This is a genomic window from Nitratidesulfovibrio oxamicus (assembly GCF_015731765.1).
GTDB lineage: Bacteria > Desulfobacterota > Desulfovibrionia > Desulfovibrionales > Desulfovibrionaceae > Cupidesulfovibrio > Cupidesulfovibrio oxamicus.
The window spans coordinates 1-16,772 of record NZ_VRYY01000265.1; the positions used below are offsets into that span (position 1 = coordinate 1).

The following is a 16,772-nucleotide window of genomic DNA, read 5'->3' on the forward strand; positions in this document are numbered from 1 at the left end:
GCCGCCTGCGCGGCCTGCGCGTGGACGCGGAGCGGCTTGGGCTTGCGATACCCGCCATTGTCCGGGCTTCCGCAACGCAGCCCCCGTGCGCGGCGGGCGGCGCCAGCGCCACAACCGATCCGGGTGGGCCAATAATCCCCGGCACGCCACGCGCAAATGACGTAACGGCCAGTCCGGGCGCCTTCCGCACCATCCTCATCGATGCGCCGTGCTCAGGCCTGGGCACCCTTTCGCGCCGCCCGGACATCAAGCTGCGCCGCGCCCCTGCCGACCTCAATGCGCTTGCCGTGTTGCAAGGCAGGATACTTGATGCCGCCCTGTCCGTGCTGCCCACGGGCGGTCGGCTGGCATACATCACCTGCACCCTGAACCCTGCAGAGAACGAGGCGCAGGTGGAACGCCTGTTGTCCACAGCCGGTTCCGCCAGCGCCGCTGCCCTCGCGGTCGAGGTGCAGCACACCACCCCCGCCGATACCCCGGCCCGTGAATTCTTTTACGGCGTGGTATTGCGCAAGGGGTAGCCGCGGCCCCCAGCCACACGCAAAAGGGGCGCCCGGAGCTGTATGCTCCGGGCGCCCCTTTGCCTGCGCTGTCAGACGGCGGCGGCGTTGCCCGAACTGTCGGTTACGTCTTGCCGCTGCCACCGTCCGCAGACTGCCCAGCCACACGCATCCGGTTGACCATGCTTCTGTAATACGCTTCGTACTCCTCGAAGTTCAGTGGCCGGTTCCGGCTGGCGCCCACCTTGCGCAGCAGCAGGTTCAGTTTCTGCATCTGGCGGTACTTTTCGCGCTCGTCCGAACAATTTTCCAGAAGGTCCATCACCGTCTGGATCTCGCGCGCCGTCTCAAGTTGGGGCGGTAGATAGCCCGCGTTGCGCAGCACCTTGTAGGCCATGCGCAGGTCTTCGGGAACCATGGTGTCGTCCTCAAGCACCAGCGGGCGCCCTGCACCCGGCAGGTTGTCGAATGCGCCCTCTTCCTGGGCCTCTGTTATGCGCCGCTCGGCAATGAGCGTCAGGGCGTCCATGAAAACCTCCGGCATGAGGGACAAGGCATGCGGGGCGCGCTCCGCGCGCCACGGGGAAAGACAAAGAAACACGCTTCGGGGGGGCACGACCCTGCATGGTTTTTTCATGCGCATACTCCCCCGCCCCGCGTTCGGCAATGCCCTGTGTTTCCCCCGGTGTGGCTCGCGCCCTCCCTGCGGTCGGGCGCGGCGGCCCCGTTGCAAGCACCTGCGGCGACACGGCCAAAACGTATTACGTTTCGACCTGCGTTTACACTTCATGTTTCACGTGAAATCGCACATCGTCACCAAAACAAGCAGGGCTCCCTTTCGGGAGCCCTGCAAAAAAACGGATTCGGCGCGGTGTTCAGACCCAGCGGTCCACGTGCGGCACCGGCAGGGTGGCGATGGCCTCGCGCAGTTCATCCGGCAGCACGGATGCCGCCCCAACCTGCCCAACCACGATGCCTGCGGCATAATTGGCCAGCACGCAGCTTTCCAGCAGGTCCACTCCGGCAGCAAGGGCCAGCGCCACGGTGGCGATGACCGTATCCCCGGCGCCGGTCACGTCGAAAACGCTGCGCGCGGTGGTGGGGATGTGCCACACCTTGTCTGCCGCCTCGAACAGGGCCATGCCCTTGGGGCCAAGGGTGGTCAGCAGGTGCCGACAATGCAGCGTGTCGAAAATCGCCCGCCCGGCAGCCAGGATTTCCTCGCGCGTGCCCGTTGGCAGGTGCGCGCCTTCGCTTGTTTCCTTGGCGTTGGGGGTTGGCATGAACACGTTGCGGTACAGGTGGAAATTGGGCGTCTTGGGGTCCACCAGCACGGCGGGGCGCGTGCCGCGCTGCGCCCACAGCGTTTCCAGCCCGTCCATGAATTCCCTGGTCACCACGCCCTTGCCGTAGTCGGACACGATGACCACGCTGCAGTCGGCGCTGGCCGCATCCACCAGCCGCAGTAGATCGGCCAGGTGCTGGCCGCCAATGGGGCTGGTTTCCTCGCGGTCGATCCGCAGCATCTGCTGCTGCCGGGCAATGACGCGCGTCTTGAGGGTGGTGGGACGGCCCGGAATTTCCACGAACTCGGCGTCAACGCCCTCGTCCCGCAGCACGCGGCGAAGCAGCGCGGAACGCGCCCCGTTGCCGCACACGCTGACCAGCCGCGGAACACCGCCCAAGGTGCGGATGTTCTTGGCCACGTTGCCCGCGCCACCCACCAGGTGGCGGTCCTCGGACACGCTGATGACGGGCACGGGGGCTTCGGGCGAAATGCGCTGCGCGTCGCCCACCAGATATTCGTCGATCATCACGTCGCCCACCACGCACACGCGGGCGCCCGCCAGCCGGGCCACCTGCGCGCTGAGAGCGGCGCCATCGATGCTGTAGTTGACCATCAATACATCCTGCAAAGTGTACTACGAATGCTGTGCGCGGGATTCAAGCCGGGCTTGCCTCTACCGCTGTTCCAGACCAAGGCGCGACAGAAGTTGCGCAAGCTGTTCGGACGATTCGAAGTTGAGGGTGATCTTGCCCTTCTCTTCCGTGCCGCTCACCGATACGCGCAGGCTGAGCGCCTCGTGCAGGCGACCTTGCAGGCTGCGCATGGACGGCGCAATCCGGTGCGGCGGGCGCACGGGGCGGGGTTCTTCCCTCTTGGGCGGAACGGCCAGCGGCTCTGGCAGGGCGCCCCGGTCTCGCCAGTGCGCGGCTGCCGCTTCCGCCTCGCGCACCGAAAGCCTGTCCGACAGGATGCGCCGGCGCAACGTGTCTTGCGGCTCCGGATCCGTCACGGTCAGCAGGGCGCGGGCATGCCCGGCGGACAACCGCGCCTCGCGCAGGTCTTCACGGGCGGCTTCCGGCAGATGCAGCAGGCGCAGGGTGTTGGCCACGGCTGGTCGGCTTTTGCCAAGCTTCTGGGCCAGATCTTCCTGGCTCAGGCCGAACTGCTCGCGCAGTTCCTGCATGGCCAGCGCCTCTTCCATGGGGTTCAGGTCTTCGCGCTGCAAGTTTTCGATAAGCGCGACGGCCAGTGTTTCCTGATCGGTCAGTTCTCGGATGAGCACGGGCACTTCGCGCAGCCCGGCCATTTGGCTGGCCCGCCAGCGGCGCTCGCCCGCCACTATTTCATAGGCCTGAGGCGCGCCTTCGGCCTGCCCTTCAGTACCCGGAATGGGGCGCACCAGCAGGGGCTGCAATACGCCCTGGCTGCGGATGGAGGCGGCCAGTTCTTCCAGCGCCGCTTCCGTGAACATCTTGCGGGGCTGCCCGGGGTTGGGGCGCAGCGCGCGCAGTGGCAGCGTGCGGATGTCCGAGGGCTTGGGCTGTTCCTGATAGCCCTTGAACAGGGCATCGAGTCCCCTGCCTAGTCCGCGCGAAGGTCCTGCCATCGTGTTCTCCTTGACTTTGGGCCGTATTGACCTGAATCTTTACCTAAATCTGTGGACTGACGAACAGACACCCTTACGGAGTGACAACCGGATGACCGAACGTGAAGCGCATGTGGTGCACCTGCACGACCGCCATGGCGAACTCTACGGCGTATTGCTGAGCCCGCAGGTATGGGCCGCCGTGCAGAACAAGGTTGCGCCGCTGCTGGAGCAGGCCCTGGAAAAGATGTACCCCACCGCCAGGCCGGAGCCCATGGACGACTGGCAGACGTTCAAGGACTACTGGGACTTCAAGTATCCTTTCTGCGCGGACGTGCACTGCGATTGCTGCGGCGCCGCCACCGAAGACTGGGAGCATGACCCGTTCCATCCGTTCCGGCTGCGCAATGCAACGCTGAGCGGTATGCTGGTCTTCGACTGCGTGAAATGCGGATCCTCGGTGCGCAAGAAACACTTCAAGGACCACATCTGCTTCGAATTCACGCCAGCCAGCCCCAAATAGACACGGTTCGCCGCGCACCAGCGCGGCGAACCGCCTTTCAAAGCTACCCGCCCTGCCCTTCTCGCCGCTGCGGCCTGCGCAGCACCACTTCCTTGGCCAGCGCCAGATACGATTCCGCACCCTTGGACTTGATATCGTAGTGGATGATGGACTTGCCGTGGCTCGGCGCCTCGGACAAGCGCACATTACGCGGAATAACCGTTTCGAACAGGTGGTCGGGGAAGCACTTGCGAACCTCGTTCTTCACCTGGCGCGACAGCTTGTTGCGCACGTCGTACATGGTCAGCACCACCCCCAGCAGCGACAGGCCGGGGTTCAGCCGCTTCTTCACCTGCTCGTACGTCTGCAACAGCTTGACGATGCCTTCCAGCGCAAAGAACTCGCACTGGAGGGGTATCAGCAGTTCGCGCGCGGCGCACAGGGCGTTCAGGGTGATCAGCCCCAGCGACGGCGGGCAGTCGAGGATGATGTAGTCGAACCGGCTGTCCAGCGGCTTCAGCAGGTCGGCCAGGTAATATTCCCGCGCCATCTTGTCCACCAGCTCCAGTTCCAGCGCCACCAGGTCGGTGGTGGAAGGCAGAATGGACAGGTACGGCGTCTGGGTGGGGTAGATGGCCTCTACCACCTCGTCGGGCTGAAAGAACACCGAGTAGAGGTTGTGGCGCACCTCCTCCTGGTCGATGCCGAGACCGCTGGTGGAGTTGGCCTGCGGGTCGCAGTCGACCAGCAACACCTTTTTTTCCATGATGGCGAGAGAAGCGGCAAGGTTGAGCGAAGAGGTGGTCTTGCCCACGCCGCCCTTCTGGTTGGCGACTGCGATGATTCGTGCCACGGCTGCCTATCCTGTTGGGGTAAGAGGCAAAATTCATGTTTCACATGAAACGTGCGCGCGCCGGAGGGGGTAAAACGGCGACTGAAAGCGCCGCGGGCTCGCCAAGCACAGGGTTATAGCTAGTTGAGGCACGACACCCTGTCAACACGCAAAACGTTAAGGCAGAAGACGAAAGACAGGCACTCGCAAGCGCCGAACCGAGAACATGGTATTTCTTTTCAGGGTGCTGCAACCCCGGGCACGCAGCAGCACCAAGCCAAGCGGCACGTTGCGCGTGCGCAAAGAATGAAGGCAAAAAACCGGCCCGAGCTTATGGCGTCATGGCCGTTCAAGGAAACTCGCAACGCGGCGCACAGCCCGGCAAGGCCGCCCCGCTCCACGGGAGACCCCGTACGGCAAGACGACAAGCCCGACGGCTGAACGGCATTGCGGAATCGAATGGCCACAAGCATCACCCGGAATCGACAGATAGCCATTCCGGGCACACGTGAAGTTTCACATGAAACAACGGGCGCCCTCCTTGCGGAAGGCGCCCGTGACGCATGTTTGGCAATGCGGCTTGATTAATGGAAAAACAAGGACGCCACCCCTCAAGCCGTGGGAAACCGGTCCGCAAAGCGCACGGAAAGCCTACATCCTGTAATAGTCGCGAAACCAGCGCACGAACGCCTCTATGCCCTGCTCCAGCGGGGTGTGCGGCTTGAAGCCGGTATCGCGGATCAGGTCGTCAACATCGGCATAGGTGGCCTCCACGTCGCCGGGCTGCATGGGCATCAGGTTGCGCACGGCCTTGCGGCCGAGGCAGTCTTCCAGAATCTCTATGAACCGCCCAAGCTCGACGGCATTGTTGTTGCCGATGTTGTAGATGCGGTACGGGGCAGGGCTGGTGGACGGGTCAGGGGCATCGCCCCGCCATTCCGGGTTGGGTTGCGGGGTTCGCTCGGTCACGCGCACCACCCCCTCCACGATGTCGTCGATGTAGGTGAAGTCGCGGCGCATGCGCCCTTCATTGAAGACGTTGATGGGTTTGCCTTCCAGAATGGCCCGGGTGAACAGATACAGCGCCATGTCCGGCCTGCCCCACGGCCCGTACACGGTAAAGAAGCGCAAGCCCGTGGTGGGCAACCGGTACAGGTGGCTGTAGGTGTGGCCCATCAGCTCGTTGGCCTTCTTGGAAGCGGCGTACAGGCTGATGGGGTGGTCCACGTTGTGGTGCACGCTGAAGGGCATGGCCGTGTTCAGCCCGTAGACGGAACTGGACGATGCATACACGAGGTGCTGCACGCCGTTGTGGCGGCAGCCTTCTAGAATGTTCCCGAAGCCCACAAGGTTGGACTGGACGTACGAACGGGGATTCTTGAGCGAATAGCGCACCCCGGCCTGGGCGGCCAGGTTGACCACGTGGGTGAACTGCTGCCCCTCGAACAGGGCGTCCATGCCCGCGTCATCGGCCATGTCCAGTTGGACAAAGGCAAAGCCGGGGTACGGATCCAGCTGCTTCAGGCGATCCTTTTTCAGCTGCACGTCATAGTAGTCGTTCAGGCAGTCCAGGCCAACCACGGTGTGCCCGGCCTCCAGAAAGCGGCGCGAAAGATGGTAGCCGATGAATCCGGCAGCGCCGGTGACGAGAATATGCATGATGGCGTCCTGTGATGGCTGTTGCCCGGGCGGGCGATGCGCCCTGCCCGGTACGGGGTGGCCGCCTGCACGAGGGGCACCCCGGGCGGCTGGGTGACAACGGGCGGAGAGTAGCGGAAGACGGGCACAAGGGAAAGGCGGCACGGCGCGCTGCTTCATCCGCGTGCCGAACCGCCCGCCCTGTCCATAAACGTTCTGCACAGACCAGCGATGAAGGGGGCTGGGCTTAACGCCATGGACGCCATGACTGACATGGCTGCAATAACCTGTCGGCCCTGCCCAGTCATGGCCTGCCTTGCCCCGTGCGCAGGCTGCCGGAGCCGCCGCACAGCCCGACACGGCACCGGACGCCCTATCCCTTGGGCAACAGCCCGCGCAGCAGATCGAGCGGGATGGGCAGCACCGTGGACTTGCTCTCGGACGCCATCTCGCGAATGGTTTGCAGGTAGCGCAATTGCAGGGCCTCCGGGTGCGACGCGATGATGGACGCTGCCTGGGCCAGCTTGTCCGCCGCCTGGAATTCACCCTCGGCGCTGATGACCTTGGCCCGGCGTTCGCGTTCCGCCTCTGCCTGCTTGGCCATGGCGCGCTGCATTTCCTGCGGCAGGTCGATGTGCTTCAGTTCCACCGACTGCACGGCAATGCCCCACTCTTCGGTCTGGGTATCCAGCAGGGCCTTGATGTCCTGATTGACCTTGTCGCGGTGGGCAAGCAGGTCGTCCAGTTCCACGCCGCCGCACACGCTGCGCAGGGTGGTCTGGGCCAGCTGCGAGGTGGCGTACAGGTAGTCTTCCACCTCGTTGATGGCCTTCACCGGGTCCACCACGCGAAAGTAGACCACGGCGTTGACCTGGATGGACACGTTGTCGCGGGTGATCACGTCCTGGTTGGGCACGTCCATGGTCAGCACGCGCATGCCAACCCGCACCATGCGGTCGATGACCGGGATGACGATGATCAGGCCGGGGCCCTTGGGCCGGATGAGCCGCCCCAGACGAAAGAGCACGGCCCGCTCGTATTCGTTGAGCACTTTCAGCGACGCCACCAGCACCAGCACGGCCAGGGCGGCGACAGGGGCAAGAATGGGGGCTATGTCGAACATGGCAACCTCCGGCGGGCCACGGCGCGCTGCGTTGTCTCGGAAACCCGGTGGCGAGCGCGTACGGACCTGTACAGCCATCATAACCATGGGAAGGGGCAAGCGCCACGGGTTTGCGCGAACGGGCGGGAAAAGTGCGCCCCGGGGACAGGCAGGAACGCCTGCCGAGCGGCAGGCGCGACAGCAACGAAACAAACCGCAATGAGGGGCCACAGGGCCAGAGGCCGGGGTGGGGCAAGGCGGGAGCAGGGCCGCGCGCGTGGCGCGCACACGGCGAAGGGTGGCGTACGGGCAATGGATGGTGAGGGAAAGGACGAAGGGCGCGCTGCGGTGATTCGAATGGCAGCCGAGGCGGCAGCGGCCACCACGGCGCCCAAGCGCAGCTACAGCGTGGCGGGCTTCAGCGCCGTGCGCAGGTACGCGATGACCGCCTCCACCGTGGCGGGTGCGGCGATCAGGTTGTCCATGTCCGGCAGGACTATGAGCAGCCTGCCCCGCCACGGTATCTGCTGATACGGACGGGCACGCAGATCCGGCGCGAAGGCGCGCAGGGCCTTGGACCCCATGACCACAACGAGGCGCGGCGCGACGCGATCCACCCCGGCCATGAACAAGCCGGGATCGCACACGGGTTCCGGGGCCGATGAGGCGGCATCGTTCCCGGGGGAAGACGCGGTTTCACCGCCCGCTTCAGGCATGGCGTCCGGCATGGCCACGGGCCAGAACGCGTTGCTGCCCCTGGGCTGCTGCAACGCGCCCAGGATGCGGCGCAAGGTATCGCGTCGGTCGGCGTCGGCGCAGCCGGAAAGATCCAGCCCCAACGCCCAGTAGGTCCACAGCACGGGGGCGGGTTGCGGGGTCTTGCCCAGCAGCGTGCGCCACGGGCCGGGCCACTGCTCGGGCGGCAAATGACTGGCGACCGGGCCGCTCGCCACTGGCGGCAAGGTTTCCGCAAGGCCTGCGCCGGATGCGGGCTGCGCGGCCTGTCTGGCCTGGCTGGCCTGACTGGCCTGACTGGGAGTCTGCGCGGGGCGAGGAGGAGGCTGGCGGTAACCTTGAGCGGGTCCGGCACCACTCCCCATGGCGGCACCACCAGAGTCCGGACCGCGCCCCATGCCCATGGACACGTGGCCATGGGCGTACGGAGAATCCATGGGATCAGAGGGGTCCGGAGGAATGTCGTAGGCGTCCGGATCGAAGGAAGGGTCGCCCTGCATGGATCGGGGCGCATCGCAGGCGGCAGGAAACGCGCGCATGTCCGGCGCATCGGCGGCAGCGTCACCACCACCGGCGGCGTGCGCAACACCACCGGCGGCGTCCGCAACGGGCGCAACACAAGCCGCAGCGCCCTGCCCTTCGGGCAGCAGCACGTGCAACAGGCCAGCGCCATGCCACGGGCGCAGGGTTTCCAGCAGGCCTAGCGGCGGGCGAGCCAATCCACGATCCTCCATGCCACGTCGGGCTTGGGCAGCACCGGCCATTCCTCCGGTTCTCCGCCCTTGGCCAGCACGGTGACGCGATTGGTTGCGGAGCCGAAACCGGCATCCACGCCGCCCACCAGATTGCCCACGATCATGTCCGCGTTCTTGGCGGCCAGCTTGCGGGCCATGCTTTCCGCAAGGCCGGACGTTTCGGCGGCAAAGCCCACAACGGTCTGCCCGTCACGCTTGCGCGTGCCCAGGGTGACCAGAATGTCAGGGTTGGGGGTGAAGGCCACGCTAAAGCCGTCCCGCGCGTCGGCCTTCTTGAATTTTTCCGCGCCCAGCGGAACAGGGCTGAAGTCCGCCACGGCGGCGGTGAACACGCCTGCATCCATGGCATTCCACAGCGCGTCGGCGGCGTCGAACATCTGGCGCGCGCCGGTAACGTCATGCCGGGCGATGCCCATGGGCAACCACGGGGACCCGGGGCCGCACACGGCGTGCACCTCTGCCCCGCGCAGCCACAGGGCCACGGCCACCGCCGCGCCCATGGTGCCGCTGGAGGGGTTGGTCCAGTAGCGCACGCCGTCCCATTGTTCGCGCGTGGGGCCAAGGGTGACCAGAACGCGCCTGCCCTGCATGTCCTGCGCGGAAGCGGCGCGCAGACCGTGCAGATAGACATCGCGCGGGTCGGCCAGCCTGCCCTGCCCTTCCTCCATGCACGCGGTGCGCCCGCAGCCGGGCTCGACCACCACGTGGCCACGGCGGCGCAGGGTGTCCACATTATCCTGCGTAGCGGGGTTGGCCCACATTTTCGGGTTCATCGCAGGAGCGATGATCAACTGACCGGGAAAGGCCAGCGCCTGGGCCGAGAGCATGTCGTCCGCAAGCCCGCATGCAAGCCGGGCCATCGCGGACGCGCTGGCGGGGGCTATGACGAAGGCGTGCGCAGACTGGCCGGGCATGAGGTGCCCGAACACGTCGTCATCGGGCGAGGGCGGTGACGCACCGTCACCGGGCTGCCCGCCCGCGAACATGGTGGTGAACACCGGCGATGCCCCCAGCGCCGCAAAGGTCAGCGGCGTGATGAACCGCCGGGCGGCATCGGTAAGCGTGACGCCCACGTCCAAGCCAGCGTCGCGCCACATGCGCACGAAGTCGGGAGCCTTGTAGGCCGCAATGGAACCGCAGACCCCAAGGTGGAGCCTGCGGCCGGTAAAGCGGGTAAAGGCGAGATGCGCGTCCATGGTCCCTCTGGGGTCTGTCCGGGTTGTCTCCGGGGAATTGCCGGGTAGTGTCTCCGGAACGGAGGCCGCCGCGGGGGCCGCGCTGTTGCGCCCCCTGTAGGCCACTGGACAGCGGCAGCCTTACGGACTACTGCGAAAGCCCCTGTTCCTTCACGCCGCCGCCGGAAGGCACCGGGGCGTTGGGCGCCACCGAGAAGTTGCCGGTGGGGTAGGCGCCTTCGGATGCGATGCCCGCGCCGGAGGTTACGCCCGCGCCATCGGCCAGACGCTGGGTCACCCACACTTCCAGCGTGGAGTAGGCCTGCCCGTCGGTAATGCCCAGGATGGCGTTGCGGTCGCCCTTTTCGAACAGCAGCACGCTGCGCTGGCCACGGAACACCGAACGCAGCACCCAGCCCTGACGGCCCATGTTGTGGATCATGGCGTTGACCAGCGACTGCCTGTCGATGCGACCCTCGAACACCTGGGCGCCGGTCTTGGAACCGTCGGAATTCTGCGAGACCGCCGTGTACTTGGTCTGCTCGGTCATGTCGCTGGGAATGGGCACGTCGCGGAACTCGCCGAAGTACACCTCATTCACGCTGGCGGGCGGGGCGGGTTCGAACGGGTTGCTGATGGACGTGGAGGAGCAGCCCTGCACGGTGAGCAGGGTGGCGGAAAGGGCGGCGGCTATGACGAGCTTGCGCATGGGGTTCTCCTGTGCTTGATGATGCGGACGGCCATGGTCGTTCGGCGGCATCCGCTACCAACCGGCAGTCTCCGGCCGGTGTTCCGGTATGGCCCGAGGACGGGCCATGCGGGGGGCTGCGCCCACCGCGAAAACTGCGCCGACACTAGCGGATGTCGTGCCGGACTGCAAACGGCATGCACCACGCGGGCAGGCCCCGCGAGGAATATATGCGAATGGATGACATGATGGGCAACCCCGGACACGAACAGATGCGCGCCCTTGACCAGCAGGCGACAGACCGGCAGGCAACGGGCGCATCCGCCCGGCGCGAAGCCGCTGCCGCTTCCGGCGGCGTGGCAGATGGCGCGGCAGGCGCAATACCCGAAGACGACCGGCTGGAATCGTACCGCTTCCATCTGCCGGAAGACCAGATAGCCCAGCATCCCGCGCCGCAGCGAGGCGGATCGCGCCTGCTGGTGCTGGACCGCAGGGCCGTGGAAAGGGGAGGGGCTGCGGCGCTGACCCACGCCCGCTTCGCGGACCTGTGCGACCACCTGCCGGAAGGCTGCCTGCTGGTGGCCAACAATTCCAAGGTGCTGCCAGCCCGGTTGCTGGGCCTGCGGCCCACCGGCGGCAAGGTGGAATTCCTGCTGCTGACTCCCCTGCCCCTGTTGGAAGAACTGGCAGGGGGCGACGGTGGCAAGTATGACGCCGCCGCGCGCAGGGCTGAAGGCCTGCGCGATGCAGGCGAAGACTGGCGTTCCGTACCTGCCGAAGGGCTGCTGCGCGCCTCCAAGAAGATCCGTCCGGGCGACGTCATGGACTTCGGCCCGCACCTGCGGGTGGAGGTTATCCAGCCCGGCGACTTCGGGCGCAGCGCGGTACGGCTGCATTGGCGGGGGGACCTGCGCCAGTTGTTCCTGCAACAGGGGCACCTGCCCCTGCCCCCCTACATCCGGCGAGAAACCGGTGCATCCCCGACAGACGCGCAGGAAGACCGCGATCGCTACCAGACCGTGTACGCCGACGACAGCCGCCTCGGCTCCGTGGCCGCGCCCACCGCCGGGCTGCACTTCACCGACGACCTGCGCGCCCGCCTGGCCGCCACGGACCGGAAGTGGGCCGAGGTGACCCTGTACGTGGGCTACGGCACCTTCAGCCCGGTGCGCTGCGCGGACATCCGCCAGCATGCCATGCACCGCGAATACATCGAGGTGGCCGAGGCCACCGCCGCCGCCATCCGCGCGGCCAAGGCGGAAGGCAGGCCGGTGGTCACCGTGGGCACCACATCCACCCGCACCCTGGAAGGCACGGTGCGCGCCTGCGGCGAAGTGCGCGCCTACACCGGCTGGACGGACATCTTCATCAAGCCGGGCTACCGGTTCACGGTGGCGGACCACATCATCACCAATTTCCATCTGCCGGAATCGTCGCTGCTGATGCTGGTTTCCGCCTTTGCCGGGCGCAGGCGGGTGCTGTCCTCCTATGCAGAGGCGGTGGCGCGCGGGTACCGCTTCTTCTCTTACGGAGACGCCATGTTGCTGCTTTGACGAGGGGTTGCGAACACCGCCTGCTCGCGAAAAGAGTGGCGCGGTCCCGCACGTGGGGCGCGCCGCCATGCTTTGAAAAGCGCCGGAACTTGTCCTATAGGTAGAGACCGCCGCGCGTTGCCCTGCACCTGTCGGAAACAGCGCGCACGGCAACGCAGATGGCAGCACGATGTCCGCCCGCCTACGGCACGCCGACGCGGGCAATCGAACGCAGGCCGCCGCCACCGGCATGCCGCTCCGGCGGCAGAACCGGCAGCGGCGGGCACCCGGCCACCGCCGGGTGCGTAGCGCATTCACCAGCCTTTCGAACCTCCATCCCAAAGGACGGTTTCATGTCACGGGTCGTATTTCTGGACGAACGCTGCAAAGGGTGCCTTCTGTGCACCACGGTGTGCCCGAAGGGCATCATCGTGCAGTCCTCCCGCTTCAACAGGCAGGGCTACAAGGTCGCCGAGGTTCCGGCGGATGCCATGAAAGACTGTACCGGCTGCGCCTCGTGCGCGCTGATCTGTCCGGACGTGGCCATTCGCGTCATCAAGTCGCGCAAGGCCAAGAAGGCCGGGAAGGAGTAGCCCCATGCCGCACAACACAACCGACACGGGCACGCCGGAACGCATCTTCATAAAGGGCAACGAGGCCATCGCCCACGGCGCGCTGGCCGCCGGCTGCCGCTGTTACTTCGGCTACCCCATCACCCCGCAGAACGACATTCCGGAAATGATGTCCTACGCCCTGCCCGACGCGGGCGGCGAATTCGTGCAGGCGGAAAGCGAGGTGGCCTCGGCCAACATGCTGCTGGGCGCCGCCGCTGCGGGCATCCGCGCGCTGACCTCGTCGTCCAGCCCCGGCATCTCGCTGATGCAGGAAGCCATTTCGTACATGGCGGGCAGCGAACTGCCCGGCGTCATCGTGAACATGAACCGTGGCGGGCCGGGCCTTGGCGACATCGGGCCCTCGCAGGGCGACTACTTCCAGTCGGTGAAGGGCGGCGGCCACGGCGACTACAAGCTGCTGGTGCTGGCCCCGGCCACCTGCCAGGAATGCTACGACATGATGGTGCAGGCCTTCGACCTGGCCTTCAAGTACCGCAACCCGGTCATGGTGCTGGGCGACGCCATCGTGGGCCAGATGAAGGAACCGGTCACCCCGTGGAAGCCCGCCGCCGTTGCAGGCACCGAAGCCGCCGACTGGCGGCTGGAAGGGGCCAAGGGCCGCAAGCCGCGCCTGCTGAAGTCGCTGTTCCTCGAAGACGGCGCGCTGGCAGGCCAGAACCGCCACCTTCAGGCCAAGTACGCCGCCATGCAGGCCGAGGCCAGGGCCGAAAGCTTCCTGACCGACGACGCGGAACTCATCGTGGTGGCCTACGGCTCCATCGGGCGCATCGCCAAGTCCGCCATCCGCAAGCTGCGCGCACAAGGGCACAAGGTGGGCCTGGTGCGACCGCAGACGCTGTTCCCCTTCCCCGGCCCGCTGCTGCGCGGCCTGGCGGAACAGGGAAAGCGCTTCCTGACCATCGAGCACAACTGCGGCCAGATGGTGGAGGACGTGCGGCTTTCCATTCGCGGCATCGTGGATTCCGCCTTCTACGGGCACATGCCGGGCGAGATGCCCGGTTCTGACGATTTCCTCGCGCCCATTCTGGACGCCATGGGGGGCAAGTGATGCAGGCTGACGAAAGACTGGCGCTCGCCGACGACGAGCAGATGGCCTTCGAGGTTCCCGACGTGCTGGTGGACCGCGCCACCCACTACTGCCCCGGCTGCCACCACGGCATCGCCCACCGCCTGGTGGCCGAAGTGCTGGAGGAAATGGGCGTGGTGGACGACACCATCTGCGTGGCCTCCATCGGCTGTTCGGTGTTCATCTACAACTATCTGGCCGTGGATTCGGTGGAGGCGCCGCACGGGCGCGCCCCTGCCGTGGCCACCGGCGTAAAGCGCGGGCGCACGGACAAGATCGTGTTCACCTATCAGGGTGACGGCGACCTAGCGTCCATCGGGCTGGCCGAGGTGATGCACGCCGCCAACCGTGGCGAGCGCATCACCATCGTGTTCGTGAACAACACCGTGTACGGCATGACCGGCGGCCAGATGGCCCCCACCACCCTCATCGGGCAGAAGACCACCACCTGCCCCGGCGGCCGCTGCCGCGACCGCGAGGGCATGCCCATCCGCATGGCAGAGATCATCGCGGGCCTTGGCGGGGTGGCCTATTCCGCCCGCGCCTCGCTGGACAGCGTCAAGAACATCCGCGCCGCCAAGAAGGCCGTGCGCAAGGCCTTCGACGTGCAGCAGCAGGGCCTGGGCTTCGGCTTCGTGGAGTTGCTGTCCGGCTGCCCCACCAACTGGCGCATGGACGCGGTGAAGGCCAATACCCGCATCCGCGAAGAGATGATCCCCTACTTTCCGCTGGGGGTGTACAAGGACGTGACCGAAGGCGAGGGGGTGTGCTGATGGCGCTCTACCAGGACGTGATCATGGCCGGCTTCGGCGGCCAGGGCGTGATGCTGATCGGCAACCTGCTGGCCTACGCGGGCATGAACGCCGGGCTGAACGTGACGTACATTCCCGTGTACGGTCCGGAAATGCGCGGCGGCACCGCCAACTGCACGGTGGTGGTATCGGACGAGGACATCGGCTCGCCCATCATCCAGCGGCCCAGGAGCCTCATCGTCATGAACCAGCCCTCGCTGGACAAGTTCCAGCCCCGGCTGGAAGACGGCGGGGTGCAGGTGCTGAACACCTCGCTGGTGGACGCATCGCAGGCCGAGGCGCGCGTGCGCACCGTGTGCGTGCCCGCCAACGACATCGCCGACAAGCTGGGCAACACCAAGATGGCCAACATGGTGGCGCTGGGTGCCTACGTGCGGGCCACCGGCGTGGTGGACCTGGACGTGGTGAAGAAGAGCCTGGGCAGCGTCATTTCCGCGCACTACAGCCATCTGATTCCCAAGAACGCGGATGCGTTGCAGGCGGGCTTCGACCACGCAGGCTAAGCTACCGCAACGGCAGGAAAACACCTGCCGGTAGCGGCAAACCGCATCGCGCTGCCCAGCCCCGCCCGCAACCGGAGCGCAACGGCAACGCGAAGCGGTAAACGCGCAAAACCCCACGTGTCGCAAGGCCTGCGGGGTAACAGGACGAAAAATGACCGCCCGCCGCGAGCATTCGCGGCGGGCGGTTTTGTTTCCGAGCGGGTGACACCGACCTCCAACCAGTGATTTCAGGGGGATCGCGTCCAAGCATCCTGTCATTTCTCCGTCCTGCCCTTGCCCCGGCCCGCACCGATGCCTACCTGTACGGGTGAAGCGCGGCACGGGGCCGCGCGGATGCCGGATGTTCCGGCCCCCCTCGAACCTCCAGCCACGGGAGTGCAGACCATGCCCAACACCAGGGAAGAGTACATCCGCACCCTTCGCGACAAGCTCGAACTGTGGAAGGCCCAGCTCGAGAAGCTGGAAGTGCAGGCAGCGCTGGCCAAGGCGGAAGCCCGCGTGGAATACCACGAGCAGATCACCGACCTGCGCCGCAAGCGCGAAGAGGCCAAGCGCAAGCTGGACGAATTGCAGCATGCGGGCGAGCATGCCTGGAAGGACATGAAGGCAGGCCTGGAACTGGCCTGGGACGCCGTGGAGGCGGCCTTCGCCTCTGCAAGGGCCCGCTTCAAGTAGTCGCAGTCCTCTCCGTGCACACCCCGGCTGGCCGCCCGCCCCCAAGGACGCGGGGCGGGCGGGCCGAAGGGCATGACGAGCATTTCCCGGCGCGGGCGGCGGTATTCCGTCGCCCGCGCCGCTGCTTGCCCCCATTGCATGATCGTGGCATGCTGAACGCATCATGACCAAGAGACTTCTCTGCATCCCCACCTGCACGCCATGTACCGTTTCGTCTCGTGAACGGTTCTGGCGCAGCGCGCTTTAGCCCGCCACCCTGCGCCGCGCCGGAACAACCGGCAGGCGGCATCCTTCCCGTTTTCCGCAGTTTCAATCCATGCCCACAATGTCGGCGGCCCGTGCACTTCGCAGAAGTCGCCGGTCGCCAGGAGCTTTTGCGTGTCCAACATCATACCCTGGTTGTTCCTGTCCTGTTCCATCGTGCTGGAGGTAGCGGGCACGGTGATCATGAAGGCCTCGCAGGCCGCCTGGCCCGTGTCCGGCATGGCCGCCATGTACCTGCTGCTGGGCCTTTCCTACTGGTGCCTGGCCCGCGCCGTTACCCGCGTGCCGGTGGGCGTGGCCTACGCCGTATGGGAGGGGGTCGGGCTGGCGCTCATAACGCTTGCGGGCGCCCTGATGGGCGAGCGGCTCACGCCATCCCGCATGGCTGCGCTGGCGGCCATACTCTGCGGCGTCCTGATGGTGCACCACGGCACGCGGCACGATGCACCGAAGCCCGCGCGGGACGGCGGGACGGCCCCCTCGGC

17 protein-coding genes and 1 pseudogene are annotated in these 16,772 nt (G+C 66.4%); 9 read left to right on the forward strand and 9 right to left on the reverse strand.

Annotated elements, in window-relative coordinates; genetic code table 11:
• A pseudogene (locus tag FVW20_RS09890) lies at positions 1-521 on the forward strand (transcription antitermination factor NusB); the annotation flags it as partial.
• A gap of 103 nt (positions 522-624) precedes the next feature.
• Here FVW20_RS09890 and FVW20_RS09895 read toward each other — a convergent pair.
• The 3 genes from FVW20_RS09895 to FVW20_RS09905 form a co-directional block, all read right to left on the reverse strand.
• Positions 625-1,029 (reverse strand): DnaJ family domain-containing protein, encoded by a 405-nt coding sequence (locus FVW20_RS09895; RefSeq protein WP_196609297.1) that lies wholly within the window; start codon positions 1,027-1,029, stop codon positions 625-627.
• Between the two features lie 346 nt (positions 1,030-1,375).
• Entirely contained in the window at positions 1,376-2,401 is a 1,026-nt protein-coding gene (locus FVW20_RS09900) for a bifunctional heptose 7-phosphate kinase/heptose 1-phosphate adenyltransferase (RefSeq protein WP_196609298.1), read from the reverse strand.
• Between the two features lie 60 nt (positions 2,402-2,461).
• Positions 2,462-3,394: a ParB/RepB/Spo0J family partition protein gene (locus tag FVW20_RS09905; protein ID WP_196609299.1), complete on the reverse strand. Its 933-nt coding sequence runs from the start codon at positions 3,392-3,394 to the stop codon at positions 2,462-2,464.
• 91 nt (positions 3,395-3,485) lie between these two features.
• Here FVW20_RS09905 and FVW20_RS09910 point away from each other — a divergent pair, with 91 nt between their 5' ends.
• Positions 3,486-3,896, forward strand: a complete 411-nt coding sequence (locus FVW20_RS09910) for a hypothetical protein (RefSeq protein WP_196609300.1) — start codon at positions 3,486-3,488, stop codon at positions 3,894-3,896.
• Between the two features lie 43 nt (positions 3,897-3,939).
• Here FVW20_RS09910 and FVW20_RS09915 read toward each other — a convergent pair whose 3' ends face one another.
• The 6 genes from FVW20_RS09915 to FVW20_RS09940 form a co-directional block, all read right to left on the reverse strand.
• Positions 3,940-4,728 carry a ParA family protein gene (locus FVW20_RS09915; protein ID WP_012613163.1) on the reverse strand — a complete coding sequence of 263 codons (789 nt, stop codon included), beginning with the start codon at positions 4,726-4,728 and terminating at the stop codon, positions 3,940-3,942.
• A gap of 630 nt (positions 4,729-5,358) precedes the next feature.
• Positions 5,359-6,366, reverse strand: a complete 1,008-nt coding sequence (locus FVW20_RS09920; protein WP_196609301.1) for an NAD-dependent epimerase — start codon at positions 6,364-6,366, stop codon at positions 5,359-5,361.
• Positions 6,367-6,718: 352 nt separating this feature from the next.
• Entirely contained in the window at positions 6,719-7,468 is a 750-nt protein-coding gene (locus FVW20_RS09925; RefSeq protein ID WP_196609302.1) for a slipin family protein, read from the reverse strand.
• A 380-nt stretch (positions 7,469-7,848) separates the two neighbouring features.
• Positions 7,849-8,901 carry a hypothetical protein gene (locus FVW20_RS09930; protein ID WP_196609303.1) on the reverse strand — a complete coding sequence of 351 codons (1,053 nt, stop codon included), beginning with the start codon at positions 8,899-8,901 and terminating at the stop codon, positions 7,849-7,851.
• Complete coding sequence (gene coaBC, locus FVW20_RS09935; protein ID WP_196609304.1) at positions 8,883-10,133, reverse strand: bifunctional phosphopantothenoylcysteine decarboxylase/phosphopantothenate--cysteine ligase CoaBC; 1,251 nt, start codon at positions 10,131-10,133, stop codon at positions 8,883-8,885. Before coaBC ends, FVW20_RS09930 begins: the two co-directional genes overlap by 19 nt.
• A gap of 127 nt (positions 10,134-10,260) precedes the next feature.
• Positions 10,261-10,821, reverse strand: a complete 561-nt coding sequence (locus tag FVW20_RS09940; protein ID WP_196609305.1) for a hypothetical protein — start codon at positions 10,819-10,821, stop codon at positions 10,261-10,263.
• 335 nt (positions 10,822-11,156) lie between these two features.
• Here FVW20_RS09940 and queA point away from each other — a divergent pair, with 335 nt between their 5' ends.
• The 7 genes from queA to FVW20_RS09975 form a co-directional block, all read left to right on the forward strand.
• Positions 11,157-12,353 (forward strand): tRNA preQ1(34) S-adenosylmethionine ribosyltransferase-isomerase QueA, encoded by a 1,197-nt coding sequence (gene queA, locus FVW20_RS09945; RefSeq protein WP_372434983.1) that lies wholly within the window; start codon positions 11,157-11,159, stop codon positions 12,351-12,353.
• Between the two features lie 332 nt (positions 12,354-12,685).
• Positions 12,686-12,925 carry a 4Fe-4S binding protein gene (locus FVW20_RS09950; protein ID WP_007525344.1) on the forward strand — a complete coding sequence of 80 codons (240 nt, stop codon included), beginning with the start codon at positions 12,686-12,688 and terminating at the stop codon, positions 12,923-12,925.
• Between the two features lie 4 nt (positions 12,926-12,929).
• A complete protein-coding gene (locus tag FVW20_RS09955; RefSeq protein ID WP_196609306.1) occupies positions 12,930-14,015 on the forward strand; it encodes a 3-methyl-2-oxobutanoate dehydrogenase subunit VorB in 1,086 nt (361 codons plus the stop codon).
• On the forward strand, positions 14,015-14,806 hold the full coding sequence (locus FVW20_RS09960; protein WP_012613171.1) for a thiamine pyrophosphate-dependent enzyme: 792 nt from the start codon (positions 14,015-14,017) through the stop codon (positions 14,804-14,806). The genes FVW20_RS09955 and FVW20_RS09960 overlap by 1 nt, the downstream gene beginning before the upstream one ends.
• Positions 14,806-15,348, forward strand: coding sequence for a 2-oxoacid:ferredoxin oxidoreductase subunit gamma family protein (locus tag FVW20_RS09965; RefSeq protein ID WP_196609307.1), 543 nt, complete (start codon positions 14,806-14,808; stop codon positions 15,346-15,348). Before FVW20_RS09960 ends, FVW20_RS09965 begins: the two co-directional genes overlap by 1 nt.
• Before the next feature lie 384 nt (positions 15,349-15,732).
• Complete coding sequence (locus tag FVW20_RS09970; RefSeq protein ID WP_012613174.1) at positions 15,733-16,023, forward strand: sll1863 family stress response protein; 291 nt, start codon at positions 15,733-15,735, stop codon at positions 16,021-16,023.
• Positions 16,024-16,401: 378 nt separating this feature from the next.
• Positions 16,402-16,772 (forward strand): DMT family transporter (locus tag FVW20_RS09975; RefSeq protein WP_196609308.1); only part of this gene is annotated, 371 nt, incomplete at its 3' end.

Bases quoted from the DNA above. Each gene is read 5' to 3' on its own strand.
- FVW20_RS09895 (WP_196609297.1), bottom strand. From the start codon at position 1,029: ATGGACGCCCTGACGCTCATTGCCGAGCGGCGCATAACAGAGGCCCAG.
- FVW20_RS09960 (WP_012613171.1), top strand. From the start codon at position 14,015: ATGCAGGCTGACGAAAGACTGGCGCTCGCCGACGACGAGCAGATGGCC.
- FVW20_RS09965 (WP_196609307.1), top strand. From the start codon at position 14,806: ATGGCGCTCTACCAGGACGTGATCATGGCCGGCTTCGGCGGCCAGGGC.
- FVW20_RS09955 (WP_196609306.1), top strand. From the start codon at position 12,930: ATGCCGCACAACACAACCGACACGGGCACGCCGGAACGCATCTTCATA.
- FVW20_RS09950 (WP_007525344.1), top strand. From the start codon at position 12,686: ATGTCACGGGTCGTATTTCTGGACGAACGCTGCAAAGGGTGCCTTCTG.
- FVW20_RS09900 (WP_196609298.1), bottom strand. From the start codon at position 2,401: ATGGTCAACTACAGCATCGATGGCGCCGCTCTCAGCGCGCAGGTGGCC.
- FVW20_RS09910 (WP_196609300.1), top strand. From the start codon at position 3,486: ATGACCGAACGTGAAGCGCATGTGGTGCACCTGCACGACCGCCATGGC.
- FVW20_RS09940 (WP_196609305.1), bottom strand. From the start codon at position 10,821: ATGCGCAAGCTCGTCATAGCCGCCGCCCTTTCCGCCACCCTGCTCACC.
- coaBC (WP_196609304.1), bottom strand. From the start codon at position 10,133: ATGGACGCGCATCTCGCCTTTACCCGCTTTACCGGCCGCAGGCTCCAC.
- FVW20_RS09970 (WP_012613174.1), top strand. From the start codon at position 15,733: ATGCCCAACACCAGGGAAGAGTACATCCGCACCCTTCGCGACAAGCTC.
- FVW20_RS09925 (WP_196609302.1), bottom strand. From the start codon at position 7,468: ATGTTCGACATAGCCCCCATTCTTGCCCCTGTCGCCGCCCTGGCCGTG.
- FVW20_RS09905 (WP_196609299.1), bottom strand. From the start codon at position 3,394: ATGGCAGGACCTTCGCGCGGACTAGGCAGGGGACTCGATGCCCTGTTC.
- FVW20_RS09920 (WP_196609301.1), bottom strand. From the start codon at position 6,366: ATGCATATTCTCGTCACCGGCGCTGCCGGATTCATCGGCTACCATCTT.